Genomic DNA, 13,589 nt, shown 5'->3' on the forward strand with positions numbered 1-13,589 from the left:
TTGCTGAGATTAATAGTATGACGGTTTGTAGTTGGGATAGCTTAAAACGCATACGACACCACCAGTCCTGCAAGAGCACTCATTAACAATGAAAGTATAGTTATGGTGATTAACAGTTCGTTTTTGAATGTGGTTTTTAGTAAAGCCAACATCTTTATGTCTATCATTGGTCCAAATACCAAGAAGCTGACGATTGAACCCGCAGTAAACGTGTTAGCAAATGACAATGCAAAGAACGCATCGACATTGGCACATATGGATACTACGAACGCCAATAGAAGCATAGCTAGGATAGATAGAATTACATTGCTACCAATACTAACTAAAATGTCCCGTGGAACAAATGATTGAACGACACCCGCAACAATAGCACCAAAAGCGAGCATCTTTATCATCGCAAAAGCTTCGTGAGTGAAGTTACTGCTTAGTTTATCTGCTCGATGACGTGTTGTTCTCTCCTGCTTGGTAGGGGCATCACAAAGTGCGACAAAGTCCATAGTTAGGAAATCTTGCTCTCGTTTCTTTAGTGAAAGAATATACCCAATGATGTTTGCAATGACAAAGGTGGCTGCCACTCGTGAAACCACAATTGATTGATCATAGCTAAAAGCTGCCCAAGTTGCCCATATCGTAACTGGGTTAATTACAGGAGCAGCTAACAGAAACGTGACGGCTTCCGATGGCTTCAACCCTTGAATCATAAGGCTCCGCGCGAGAGGTACATTGCCGCATTCACAAACTGGGAATAAGAAACCCATTAGAGATAAGATTGCTCGTCTGAAGACACCTTTCTTCGGCAATAACTTCTCAAAAGTATGTGCTGGAACGTAGGTATTCACTACAGCTGCCAAGAGCGAGCCAAGCACAAGAAATGGAAAAGCTTCTACAAAGATACTTAACGAAAGAGTTGCAAAATCTTGCGCTCTGTTAGGAAGTAGTATTTTGTCAAACAAGTAATCAGAAGAACTCAAAACGGCTAAGGTTAGAAGAACCACTACCATTGGTAGCACCAGTTTTCTCCCCTGAGTAATCCGCTTGGTTAGACGATTCGAAACCATAACAACATTGTAGCGAACTTGCTTAACAACGACCATGAACAAAGTCTTAATAGGTCATGGAGCCAGGTTGGGTTTTGGGGTCCTTGGTTGCCTATTGGAAAACATGTTGCGGTTAGAACTTTTGTAAGGAGTAAACATGCAAAAACCGCCATTTCTGACGGTTCCAACATTTGTAGCTTGTAATCACTACGGCACATATTTCTCTGAGACTCAGGAGTCAAAGGAGGAACCGGTCATGGAACTCGGTCACTCTATTTCACTGCTGGGTCTGGCTCCGGGGACTGGATTACTGGGGTATATTTTGACTAACTTTCGCGTATGCAAGCATCCACGGTTTAGTCAAAATATCTGAACCAGCGACTTGCATCAGCTAAAGCTGCTGCGTCGCTGAACCGAACCAACTCCCTGAATCAAAATGAAAAGACCACCGCGAGGGTGGTCATCTCATTTTGGCTCACAACAATAGAGGAAGTTATAACTGCGATTAAGAGGGATATGGCAATATCATAAAAAAAGTCAGTACTTAAGAATTATGCAAGCAGGGTTTCTTGATCGCCGTTTATAACAATCGCTTCACCGTCACGCAGTGTTTTGTAAGGAATATTATTTGTCTTAAAGTATTCTACGCACTTTTCAATATCTTGGGATTCTGGGTGGTCTGACCTGTAGTGTGGTGCTACAGCATAATCTAATAAGCCAAGTCCACTCCAAATCACCTCTTTATCGTAGCCTTCTGCAATTTCGTCTTTAGGATCAACGAGCTCAATGCCTCGTAATGAAGGTGCTAATACACAAACACCAGCGCTGAAACCACCATAAGCAATCTTATCTTTTTTAAGCATTTCGACTATCAAGTTATCGAACCCGCTCTGCTTGTACGCTTTTCTGAGTATGAATACATTACCACCCCTTACCCAAATGTACCCATAATCATTCAACTTGTCGGCAAGCTCGGCAGTCTTTCCAAAATAATCACGTAAATCTAATTCTTCTGGCTGCAACCCTAAAGCTGTCAGGCTTTCGATTTCTTGTTGCACACGTTCCGTACGACTTTCAACTGACTTAGAATCTTGTGCGTTAGCAATAATTGCCGTTCGCTTGTTGTCACCAATTAAAGTCAGCATTTCTTCTGGCTTGTTACCCAGCTTATATGAAGATAAATAAAGTCTCATAGGTATTATTTTAACATCTGTGAGTCCCGTCAATTATTTTCGAATTCAACTCTACTCAGGGCACACAAAAAAGTCAGAACCGATATAGCAGTTCTGACTTAGTCTGTTCCAGTTTGGCTCTCCCTAGTGGACGTACTTCGCAACTATGATGTTAAATATTCTTCCCATGTATCAAAATTAGATATGCAAAATTTAGCTACACTCGCCGCGTGAGCAAGGGCATATTCGTCGTCGAGAAATCTCCTCCCATGCTTATCTCTACGCTCAGATGCAATTTCTTTAAGCTGACCTACTAGCTCTGCGTCGGATGGTACTGGTTCACCGTACAATACAACCCCAGCCGCAAGCATTTCGCCAATATCTCTAGCTACCAGGTCATAAGCATCGCCTACTATTTGACGATGTAAGTCTGTGAATGGTGTTTGGACGCTGTGTGCCAGCCATGCAAGTCTTTCGTCAGGATCTGATCTAAGTAACTCAATATAATCATCCGGGGAACACATAAAACTAAAAATACCACATTAGTGTTGTATAGTCAAAACTTGGCTCCGGGGACTGGATTCGAACCAGCGACCTAGTGGTTAACAGCCACCCGCTCTACCGCTGAGCTACCCCGGAATAAATTGTTTAACGTACTCTCGACCCTTTGCAGATTTTAGAGATCTCTCTCGTTGAATCGCTTCAGAACGAGTGGTAAATGATTCCTTATAAATCAACTCCCATTCGCCCTCAAACTTAGAAGTAAAGCTTTTTGTTTTGTGTTTATTATTATGCGCTAGCAACCTAGCCTTAATGTTCTGAGTTTGACCTATATATATCTTACTCGCGATCTTATTAAAGATTACATAAACATAAAACACGTTCTTATTATACAGACACCCTCCGCCAGCTGGCGGATGAGCTACCCCGGATTAGCGCTTCGCTTACGAGACAAAACTACGTTTTTTCTCATCGCGCGGGACGCGAAATAAATTCGACGTTCCGGCTGCTCTTTTTCTTTATCAAGAACAGACAAGCTTTGGAATGTACGTGAGCTGATCACTCAATTACAGGGGTCAAGTATACTGTTTTCTATCAGCGGTGTCAAAGGACTATAATAAAAGTGTAGTAAAGGAGATCTTATGGCAAATATCAGCGACAAAGAACTCGAGCAGGCGCTTGAGAGTAAAATAAAATCTAGGTTTTCACGCAAAGATAAAAAACACAGAAGCTCTGGAGGTGGTGGTGCATATTTTATCGCATTTGTTGGTGCGATCGTTTACTACATGCAGGCAGCCACAAGTTTTACGACAGTTGTTACGGGCATATTAAAAGCCTTAGTGTGGCCTGCAATCATCGTCTATAAACTATTAGAAAGTTTTTACGGGGTTGTTTAAAAATGACCAAGAAATATAGATATGTATTGATAGGAACTATCTTGAGCTGGTCTATGGGCTATTTAGGTGCCGATCGAGCTTATAAGGGCGAGATGGGTTTAGCAGTTTTTAAACTTCTAACTCTCGGCGGTGTTGGAGTATGGTGGATAGTCGACGCCTTTTCTTGGACAAGAGATCTAGGCAATAGCAAAGACTAGGTGTCTATAAGGTGAAGTTCCACATCATAAGATTCACCCTCAATTAACTTCTGCTGTTCGCGGATTTGTTTGTTAATTGGTAGCATAAATGTTTCTGTCTTAGAATCTGGAAAGATTGATGTTTTCCAGATAGAATTACCAATTTTCGCTTCGACTTTTACAGACCCAAAACCTCGCGCATACCCAGATGCAAATAACTTTATCTCTGGGTAGTAGTCTCTTGGCAGTGACATAAAATGCCATGCAGAGTCTCCTTGCCACTTCCACAGTTTTGCTTTGAAATCATAGGTCATACTACTATATTAACTTAGTCGCGAGTGCCAAGTATACCAATAGATAAATCGAGCCTTCCCAGGCATGAATTCGTCGAGTAATCCCGCTAACCACCAGAAGCATACTAGCCAGTACCAAGCCACCAATCGACCACCACACCAAACTTTCGCTTATGTGTTGATCGGCAACCAGACTAGAAACGCCACCTACCATTAATATATTAAAAATACTTGATCCTAAAATATTGCCTAAAACCACATCGCCCTGACCCCTCCGCAGTGCCTTGAGGCTAACAACAAGCTCTGGCAAACTGGTGCCGATTGCCAGCGTGAAGAATGTTAATTTATCAACCTGATAGTTAACGTGCTCGACTATCTGAAGTAAATTATCAACAGCCAATTTTGAGGCAAGCCCCAGCAGAATCAACGAGGCGCATAACATAAAGATACTCGTTGCTAAATTTTGCTTTGGCTTTACATCTATCTCGACAACTTGCCGATCGGTGCCTTTTATAAGGCTCGCCACCAGTCCGACTAAGCCCTGATGGTACTCATTCTTTTCTCGATATGTGATTGTGTAAAGCACATAGCCGAAGAAACCCGTTAATAGCAACACACCATCAAAACTAGATAAATTGCCATCCGAAATCATTATTCCGAACAACGAGGTTACGCCAATCAAAAGTGGCAGATCGATATCAATTAGGTCTTTGTCGAAATTAATCGTACCCATAAAAAAGGTGCTGATGCCTAGTATCACTAAGATATTGGCGAGGTTCGAGCCGACAATATTGGCGATGGCTACATGGTTCACTCCGTCTATCACAGAAGCCAAGCTAGTGGTAAGCTCTGGCAAGCTGGTACCAAAACCAACTAGCAGTACGCCTAACACAAAAGGCGATAGACCTAGCCTAACTCCAATCGACTCTGCTGCGGCCAGAAACCAGTCAGCGGCTTTTACCACTACCAATAGGCCGAGCACTAACATAGATATCTCAAAAATCATGTCTTGCTCTTTCCTGTTCTAAGTATTTTAAACTTTTCAAAAACCATAAAGATTGTCACCGTTCCGGCTGCCACGGTAGCGTAGCGCAAAACCTCCATCTGATTGTCGAAATAGCTAAGGGCGAGAATGATTAAAATGATAAAAGGTATCCTAAATATATGAACCAGATTCTCGAGCATAACCATGTAGGCTATCCTCTGGCCTGGAAAGTTGTCTGTCTCGCTATAGAAGCCTTTTCCTAGTGGAATTTGACGAATCGTTAGTGCCTGGGCATCAAAAAAACTGTTTGCGGCAACAGCCATGGGCGTGTTTACGAAAATTTTGGTCAAGCTAAACACAACTCCGCCATATGCACCAATTCTCATATACTTTGGCCCCTTGCCAAGATCCGTCTGGTTACCGATATACTTGGCTAGAATGATCGAAAGAAGTGTAGTCACTGTAGCCAACACGCCGATGTATGCATAGACATCGTTCCTAAAGACGGCTATACCAATAAATAGTACCCAGGTGATACTGGATAAGACGGTCCCTAAGTTTATGGCCAAAATGGCCAAGATATTGGCCTTACTGCTAACAAGTTTCTGGGTAATCCCTCCGTAGAACACATGTTGGTTTAGCTTAACTGGTTCCCCGCTCAAGAATAGCGGCACCAGAGACAGCATTAGCAAAGCAATCGATACTCCAACGCTCAGACGCACATCAACCAAAGTAGCCAGTATCCCGCCGACTAACGGGCCAATCATGCCAAAGATTTTCTCTAGCACAACCATGTGACTAAATTCTTTGCCGGCGTCACTTGTCTGTTTGATTTTAGAGAAGTCTACATGATAGGCGGTGAAAAACAGCGAATTTGCAATCGACTGAACAACACTCAGCAGCAATATCGGCCAGCCAAAGCTCTTTAGACTAACAAGCAAGATCATGTAGGTTGTTTCGGCTATGGTGCTAATAGCGATTGTGTGCTTTGGTCCGATTTTCCCAATCACATACCCGGCAATAAAGTTTGCCGGGATACGAACAAGACTAAAGACCAAAAAATACCACATAATTGCTGTCAAGCTATATCCCAGGTTATAGAGATAGAGCGGCAAGAATACACTAACCATACTCAATGCCAATGTTCGAACGCTCATGCTTGTGTAGAGCTCAGCAATCTCACTGTGTCCTATATCGCGCCAATGGTATCTCTTAACGACAGAGTTATGTATTATGCGCCTAATCATGTCTGTCTAATTTCAAAAGCCGTTGCTTAAATTCCTCAAACTCTTTTGATAAACCAAGAATTTTAAGGCTACCAAGCAGCACGTATAAATCGTCGATATTATCACTGGCGTGAAAATGATTTGCCACCTGTCCGACAAACCAAGCTTTACCCGACATATTACTAGCTGAAGACACGGAGTCGGCCTGTGCTCCACCGACTACCTCTAGACTACGGGCGCTGTTCAGGCGTTTGACTAGATGTCCCCTTTTAATAAGATTATTGACATGTGCTGCAACCGTTGCAACAGAGTTATAGCTACAGCCAGACATAATCTCTCTGTAGCTAGGGCTATAGCCATGTTCTTCTATAAATTGAGCAATAAAGTCGAGCAGCTCTTTCTGCTTTTTGGTTGGTCTTGTTTTCGAATTATGTTCACCCATGTTTAAGGGTTATGCTAACAGTTAATAGCCCGAGGTTCAAGCTAGGTAGTCCCCCTGCCCCCCAAAACAACTCTGAATGTCTTGATAATGATTTTGAGGTCGAGCCAAGGTGTCCAGTTCTGAACATAATAGAGTTCTAGATTTATGCGTTCGTCGAAAGTTAAATTATTCCGCCCAGACACCTGCCATAAACCAGTTATCCCACCCTTTACACTCAAGACTACGTCACCTCCAGCTTGTTTACGATATTCTTTGGCCTGTTCGGCAGTCATCGGCCTAGGACCAACAATACTTAGTTCACCTTTTAGCACGTTTAGCAGCTGAGGCAATTCATCTATACTGCTGCGTCTTAAGAAATGAGAGAATTTACTAACACGTGGATCATCTTTAACCGATCCAAACTCTTTTAGTTCTGGCAACAAATCCTGCCTCCCCATTGCTTCAAAAGCCGCTTCATCATCTTTGAAAGGTTGATTAGGACCGGTGCAGTATTTGTAGTTCATCGTTCTAAATTTATAAATACCAAACTCAGTGCCAAAGCGAGTTACGCGACGCTGCCGATAGAATATAGGTGCTTTAGGTTCATTGAGCTTTCTCAGGAGTGCGATGACTAGCAGAATTGGGGCTGCAAGTACAATGCCAATTAACGAGATGGAAACATCCGCCAACCGCTTTGTAACTCTACCCCAACCGATTAGAGGGGTCTGATGAACAGATATCACTGGATATCCCAATAGTAGTTCAACTGTATTCTTGCCCGTGTAAAACTCGGCTTGAGCCGGGATGAATTTGTACTGCATATGACGGTTGCGTACACTGGCAAAAAGTTTACGGTTGGTATCTTCGTTGTCGTACATTTCGGTCTGAATAATCGTATGAACTTTTAGTTTACCTGCGGCTTCGATTGCAGAATGTACATTACTAAAATGCTGACCCTTAAAGCCCTCTGGCAAAAATTGTTTTGCACAAACAATTGCCGCGACTTTATAGCCGCTCCCGTAGGCAGCCTCAATCTGTTTAGCTATATTTATTGTCACTTCCGAGCTGCCGATAATCATCACATTGCGCACACCGTAGCCGTAGCGAAACATATATGTCCGGAACATCCATAAAATATTTCGAGCTAAAAATAGCAATATGAAGGCCAAGAAAAATCCATAGACTGGAATTATTCGTGCCGGAAATATGGTATCGTCTTGAACAAAATCGTAACCAATGACTGTTAATATGCCTATAAAAGAACCTACAAGCAGGCGAGCGGCTTCTGGTAAACGCTTTTCGTAGATCGACTTAGAATACAGGCCAAGTCCGGCGTTAACAATTAACCACATTGGCAAAATTAGAAGAAAGATTTTAATGAACTCAAGTGGCGGAATATCCCGTGCGAGTGGACTTTCACTAAACACTACACGCACGATGTAGGCAACTGTGAAGGATGTTAGTAATGCCAAAAAATCGGTCAGAATTAATAAGCTCGGATAAATCATTTGGGCATATTATACACCTGCTGCGCTATAATTATTTGGTATGTCAAAGCAACCTAGAATCGCTATCGTCCACGACTGGCTGACTAATTTGGGTGGTGCAGAACGCACGGTCCGAGCTCTTCTCGATGCCTACCCTCGAGCCGATCTGTATACCTCGGTTTACGACAAAGATGGTCTCGATCTGTTTCGAGATGTCGAAGTCAGAACCACCTGGCTGCAGAAAATTCCTGGCAAGCTTAAATTTAAGCATCAGCTCTGGGTGCCTCTCCGCCCGCTGGCTTTTCGTTCTTTAAATCTCAAAGATTACGACATTATCATCAGTAGTTCGAGTGCCGAGGCCAAGCAAGTGCGTGGCGGCTCTAGGACGGTCCATATATGTTACTGCCATACGCCAATTCGTTATTTCTGGGTTAACCCCGAAAAATATATGCGCGAGCCAGGTCTTGGACCTCTTAACTTTTTGGCGCCAGTTATTGTGCCCCTCTTCCTGAAGGCACTCAAAAGGAGTGACTACAAAGCAGCTCAGAAGATCGACGTGTTTATCGCCAATTCTAAGGCAGTCCAAAGTAGAATTGCCAAATACTATGATCGTGATTCAAAGATTGTCTATCCGCCCGTGCAAATCGACCGATTCCGGCAATCAAAGCCACCCAAAAGAGCCGGCTTTATAACTGCTGGCAGACAAGTCGCCTACAAAAGACACGACTTAGCAATCGAAGCCTGCAACAAACTTGAGTTGCCTCTACTAGTTTTAGGGAACGGCCCTGAACATGAACGGCTAAAACATATTGCTGGGCCGACAATAACCTTCAACTCGAATCCAAGCGATCAAGACATCGAAGGCGCCTTTAAGTCCGCACGCGCCTTTATACACCCAGGCGAGGAAGATTTCGGGATTACTCCGATCGAAGCTATGGCGGCAGGTACACCAGTAATCGCCTATATGGCTGGTGGCGCCTTGGATTACATCAAGCCAGCTATAAATGGAGAGTTTTTCGATCGCCAAACTCCTACTAGTTTAGAAAAAGCCCTGAAAAACTTCGATACGAAGAAATATAAACACAACATAGTCTCCCAGTCTGCCCTTGAATTTAGTCTAGAAAAATTCCAAAAAAATATCGCTAAGATTATTGATATGTCTACTCGACCGTGACCGATTTCGCCAAATTTCTAGGCTTATCAACGTCGTAACCAAGTTTGGTACCCGCATAATACGCCAGCAGCTGTACATAAATTGAAGTAGCAAACGGCTGTACATAGTCTTGGATTCCGGGAACCTTTATTAGGCACTTACTTATATCGCTAACATCACTAAGCCGATCACTGCCGAAAGCGAACACGGGACCCTTGCGAGCATGAACTTCTTGTAAGTTGCTGGCCGTCTTGTCGTAAACATCGTTATACGGCGCCAAAGCAATGGTTGCAAAATTATTGTCAATCAAGGCCAACGGTCCGTGTTTAAGCTCACCTGCAGAGTAGCCCTCCGCGTGGATATAACTCACCTCCTTAAGTTTCAATGCAGCCTCAAGAGATAACGGATACATATATTTTCTACCTATAAACACAGTATTTTTATAGGTAGAAATTTGCTCTGCCATTCTTTTGACAGCTTTGTGTTCGGCAAGCGCCTCACTCATTAAGTCCGGTATCCTAAGCAGAGCTTCGATTATCTCTCGACTTCTGACGCCTGAAATATACATACCTATCATATATAAACATACAACTTGGCAGACAAAGGCTTTCGTAGAGGCAACACCGATTTCTGGACCAGCATGGGTATAGACCCCAGCATCTGTCTCACGAGCAATGCTGCTACCTACCACGTTTACTAAGCCCAAAGTTAATAATTTCTTTTGTTTGGCCAGCTTAACCGCTTCGAGTGTGTCCGCCGTCTCGCCGGACTGACTAATTGCGAGGATGGCCGTACGGCCATCTAGTGGCTCGTCATGGTATCGAAATTCACTTGCCAATCGAACTTCGACAGGTATTCTGCAGTGTTCTTCAATAAAATATTTTCCAGTCATACCCGCATAGTAGCTTGTGCCACAGGCAACAATTAGCAGACGGTCGACTGTTTTCAGTCTCTCGGCAACATCCTTCAATCCCCCCAGCTTAACCGTATCTCTTTCTGGCTTTACTCGCCCAGCCATGCTGTTTTTGATAGCATCTACAGATTCATGTATTTCCTTAAGCATAAAGTGGGGGAAGCCCTGCTTACTAAACTCCTCGTTGCTAATATTGATATCTTGCGCCTGCTTGTCTACAGGCAATATATTTAAGTCATATATTCTGATATCAGATCCTTCAATCTCGACGATCTCGTCGTCATCGGGGTAAATCGCTTTGTTGCAGCCCTCGGGTAGAGCGGATATGTCTGAAGCCACCGCGGCACCCTTGCCATCACTAGCCACCACCATCGGGCTAGATTTCCTGGCTGCATACAGTCGGTTTCCCTGCTCTGCCAATACCACAATTGCGTATGAGCCTTTAAGCTGCCTAACCGCATCTACCACTGCATCGCGCAAGGAACCTGTCTTCGAATAGAAGTAGTGTATAAGATTAGGGATGACTTCAGTGTCTGTGTTTGTCTTAAGTTTATAGCCATTATTCTCTAAGAATGTGCGTATGTCTTTATGGTTCTCGATAATCCCATTGTGTACAACAGCGATGCTACCATCGTTGCAAACATGAGGATGGGCATTGGCAGCAGCTCCCCGTGGGTGGCCATCGCGCGTGGCCAATACCGATCGTCAGAAGAATCTCGTTCGGCAATGGGGCTCAAGCCCAGCAACAAATCCTTTGACCTTATGAACAAATATTTTACCCTCTCTCGAAGAACTGCAATGCCCGCAGAATCGTAACCGCAGTATTCAGGCTTTGGGCCTGAGATAAGTTTTTCCTGACTTTAGCGATACCTGTAACACTGCAATTATTCCGCACATGGAATATGATATATACCAAATCAAGACCATATTGCTTAAATGTTGTCAAAAAGTTTCAGCAAGTTATCCTGCAGGCGGTCGTGTGTTTACGGTTATGTTATAATTTAGCTACATAAAATTATTAATATGTCTAAAAAACTCACTTTTGACCACTACTACTCTTTGTTTTGCTTGCATTGGCTACTTTAGCTTATTAATTGGTTTGCGTCAAGATTCTCCCAAGCCAAGATAATTCATCGGACCCAAATGTTGCAACAAGGAATCAAATTGATTATTCCCCGAGTACTAAAAGACGCTGACTACGTTAGAAGTATCAAAAGATAAACTTTCGACAGACGCCAATGGAACAACCGAGCCAATCTACCGATGGTTCGATGTCAATCACAATTACGCGCAGTGTTTGGCAGCGATACAGCGACGATTGGATCAAGAGCTAATTGGCTTTATCGCAGATTCTTGCACCACAAAGATTAGCGATGGCATGTCTCAGATAGAGGCAACATCTGTCGCGGTGTCGGCAAACGGAACGTATGGGTGTAATGCTAAGCTCAATACTTCAAGCCTTGGCAAAGATACTGACTGGATAGTTACCATTACTGCGAATGACGTGAATGTTTCGCAAACCTACTCTAGAGAGGAGGCGCGTTGAGTGAAAGGAAAGAAGTTTTAGGTGTTGCCCTGTTTTCTAGCCAGCATTGTTTTTGCCCTCTTAGCGCTTTCATGGGCTTAATGGTAATGATTTTCCTCACGGGAGGATAATCGATGATGTTGTATTTCGCAACAAAAGCTCAATGACCGTCCAAGAGATTCAGACCTTCCTAGAATCAAAAGTTAACGGAGGTGCCTGTGATCGATACCGAGCCGGCGTATAACTCTGGCTACAACCCCCTGGACGTGCTTATTTGAATTCAGGCAGAACGCCCGACAACTGGGGCAAATAACTATGGTCAATTTAATCCGGATGGCTCGCCCGCATCGGTTTCTGGTGGTCAATCTGCCGCACAAATAATCTGGCAGGCAGGGCAAGACTACAACATTAACCCGCAGGTGTTAATTGTCTTACTCCAGAAAGAGCAAGGTCTAGTGACGGACAACTGGCCATGGACGATCCAATACAGCAAAGCGACCGGATACAACTGTCCCGACACCGCACCGTGTAATCCAGCGAGTGCAGATTTTGTAAAACAAGTTAGGGGTGCTGCCTGGTCGTTTAATTACTATATCGAGCATCTAGATAGCTACTGGTACGGGATAGGTAGCAACGATATCTTGTATAACCCAAATACCGCATGTGGCCGAAAAACGATTAATATCGAAAATGCTGCTACTGTAGCCCTATACCTATATACCCCCTACACACCAAACCAAGCTGCCCTTGACTAATTTGCCTTACAGCACAGGCGACTCATGTAGCACCCTAGACAAATTTCTGGAGTATTTTAAGTAATGATTGGTTTTGGTACTTTTACACAACCTACCTATGCCACCTTGCCTTATACAAAGTTAGTGAGCTATAAGGGTTGAACAGTAGTTCAGACAAAATATCGACTGTCGAACTTTGTTTCTGGCTTAGTCCTCAAATATGGTATGACAGACAGGCTCGAACTGGCGACGCGCACCGGACGGGTTAGCAGGTCGTACTATGCACCAATAAACCTCTGGGCGGGAAGCAGCCAGTTTGGCTCACCTGCATGGGAACCAATGCTAATGTTCCCTGGTCGTGACTTCAGTGCAGTTTATGGACGGGGTAACACTTGCCAGCAACCAACACATGGCAGAACCCGGCGGGTAGTAAAGTATATATTCGATGTCTCCAGTATACGGCTCGATTGATCTATATACCGGCTTTAAACCTAGCCTGTTTCCAGAAACCAAATGAATTTAACAGGCCGTAAGTTTTGTTGATGTTGAGATAGTGCAAGTGACGCCTCTGCCGACTACTACAGGTATCGGCACCAATCACGTGATTCCTGGAACAACGGCGTAGAAGTGGAGCTATATAGTATGGGGAATGAGCAATACAAAAATGGTATGATCAGACCGCAACCGAAGGACAAATCTCAGAAAGACAATGTTATATACTAAGCCTATCGGGAACATCGACATTTTACGGAATGCGTGGTCTAACACTGTGCCCTCTCCAGACTTCAGTGCAGTTTATGAAGCAGACAGGAGTAACACTTGCCCAGCAACCAACATGTCGCCAATCCAGGAGCAAATTGTAAAGTACGTCGTGACTCTAAGTGTGCCGATGAATACTCCTCGGTCAAATATCCTTGTACTTTCAGCCTTCACTGTTATTCAAAAGCCTGGCGTCATGAACGACGCTAACTCTTTATAGACAGATGTACAGAAACCAGTCTACGCCATGCTGTACGCTAAGAGTGTTGTCATCCTGCTCAGAATGTACATTCCGTCAACTAAAAACAGTG

The 13,589-nt window shown here is 43.7% G+C and carries 15 protein-coding genes and 1 tRNA gene; 5 read left to right on the forward strand and 11 right to left on the reverse strand.

Features of this window, described 5'->3' with window-relative positions:
* Positions 1–41: 41 nt before the first annotated feature.
* From H6798_00930 to H6798_00950, 5 genes are all read right to left on the reverse strand, one after another.
* A complete protein-coding gene (locus tag H6798_00930; GenBank protein MCB9821089.1) occupies positions 42–1,058 on the reverse strand; it encodes a permease in 1,017 nt (338 codons plus the stop codon).
* A gap of 530 nt (positions 1,059–1,588) precedes the next feature.
* Complete coding sequence (locus H6798_00935; protein ID MCB9821090.1) at positions 1,589–2,230, reverse strand: Type 1 glutamine amidotransferase-like domain-containing protein; 642 nt, start codon at positions 2,228–2,230, stop codon at positions 1,589–1,591.
* A gap of 143 nt (positions 2,231–2,373) precedes the next feature.
* On the reverse strand, positions 2,374–2,733 hold the full coding sequence (locus H6798_00940) for a hypothetical protein (protein MCB9821091.1): 360 nt from the start codon (positions 2,731–2,733) through the stop codon (positions 2,374–2,376).
* A gap of 40 nt (positions 2,734–2,773) precedes the next feature.
* A tRNA-Asn gene (locus H6798_00945) sits at positions 2,774–2,848 on the reverse strand.
* Positions 2,839–3,090, reverse strand: coding sequence for a GIY-YIG nuclease family protein (locus H6798_00950; GenBank protein ID MCB9821092.1), 252 nt, complete (start codon positions 3,088–3,090; stop codon positions 2,839–2,841). Before H6798_00950 ends, H6798_00945 begins: the two co-directional genes overlap by 10 nt.
* A 261-nt stretch (positions 3,091–3,351) precedes the next feature.
* Between H6798_00950 and H6798_00955 the strand changes: the two genes are divergently transcribed.
* Together H6798_00955 and H6798_00960 are read left to right on the forward strand one after the other, a co-directional pair.
* Positions 3,352–3,606, forward strand: a complete 255-nt coding sequence (locus H6798_00955) for a hypothetical protein (GenBank protein MCB9821093.1) — start codon at positions 3,352–3,354, stop codon at positions 3,604–3,606.
* A 2-nt stretch (positions 3,607–3,608) separates the two neighbouring features.
* Entirely contained in the window at positions 3,609–3,803 is a 195-nt protein-coding gene (locus tag H6798_00960) for a TM2 domain-containing protein (protein MCB9821094.1), read from the forward strand.
* Here the strand turns inward: H6798_00960 and H6798_00965 are convergent.
* From H6798_00965 to H6798_00985, 5 genes are all read right to left on the reverse strand, one after another.
* Entirely contained in the window at positions 3,800–4,096 is a 297-nt protein-coding gene (locus H6798_00965; protein MCB9821095.1) for a DUF1905 domain-containing protein, read from the reverse strand. The two genes, H6798_00960 and H6798_00965, sit on opposite strands and share 4 nt — an antisense overlap.
* 4 nt (positions 4,097–4,100) lie before the next feature.
* A complete protein-coding gene (locus H6798_00970; protein ID MCB9821096.1) occupies positions 4,101–5,081 on the reverse strand; it encodes a calcium/sodium antiporter in 981 nt (326 codons plus the stop codon).
* Positions 5,078–6,217 (reverse strand): MFS transporter, encoded by a 1,140-nt coding sequence (locus H6798_00975; GenBank protein ID MCB9821097.1) that lies wholly within the window; start codon positions 6,215–6,217, stop codon positions 5,078–5,080. Before H6798_00975 ends, H6798_00970 begins: the two co-directional genes overlap by 4 nt.
* A gap of 82 nt (positions 6,218–6,299) precedes the next feature.
* Entirely contained in the window at positions 6,300–6,728 is a 429-nt protein-coding gene (locus H6798_00980; GenBank protein MCB9821098.1) for a hypothetical protein, read from the reverse strand.
* 41 nt (positions 6,729–6,769) lie between these two features.
* Complete coding sequence (locus tag H6798_00985) at positions 6,770–8,215, reverse strand: sugar transferase (protein MCB9821099.1); 1,446 nt, start codon at positions 8,213–8,215, stop codon at positions 6,770–6,772.
* Positions 8,216–8,255: 40 nt separating this feature from the next.
* Between H6798_00985 and H6798_00990 the strand changes: the two genes are divergently transcribed.
* Positions 8,256–9,368 carry a glycosyltransferase gene (locus H6798_00990; GenBank protein MCB9821100.1) on the forward strand — a complete coding sequence of 371 codons (1,113 nt, stop codon included), beginning with the start codon at positions 8,256–8,258 and terminating at the stop codon, positions 9,366–9,368.
* On the opposite strand, the gene glmS is transcribed toward H6798_00990, so the two are convergent.
* Positions 9,355–10,956, reverse strand: a complete 1,602-nt coding sequence (glmS, locus tag H6798_00995) for a glutamine--fructose-6-phosphate transaminase (isomerizing) (protein ID MCB9821101.1) — start codon at positions 10,954–10,956, stop codon at positions 9,355–9,357. The genes H6798_00990 and glmS overlap by 14 nt on opposite strands.
* A 622-nt stretch (positions 10,957–11,578) precedes the next feature.
* Between glmS and H6798_01000 the strand changes: the two genes are divergently transcribed.
* Both H6798_01000 and H6798_01005 read left to right on the forward strand, forming a co-directional pair.
* Positions 11,579–11,806 (forward strand): hypothetical protein, encoded by a 228-nt coding sequence (locus tag H6798_01000; GenBank protein MCB9821102.1) that lies wholly within the window; start codon positions 11,579–11,581, stop codon positions 11,804–11,806.
* A 398-nt stretch (positions 11,807–12,204) separates the two neighbouring features.
* Positions 12,205–12,540 carry a hypothetical protein gene (locus tag H6798_01005; protein MCB9821103.1) on the forward strand — a complete coding sequence of 112 codons (336 nt, stop codon included), beginning with the start codon at positions 12,205–12,207 and terminating at the stop codon, positions 12,538–12,540.
* Positions 12,541–13,589 lie beyond the last annotated feature (1,049 nt).

This window comes from Candidatus Nomurabacteria bacterium (assembly GCA_020631905.1).
In the GTDB taxonomy this organism is placed as follows: Bacteria; Patescibacteriota; Saccharimonadia; order Saccharimonadales; family VXPC01; genus JACKGQ01.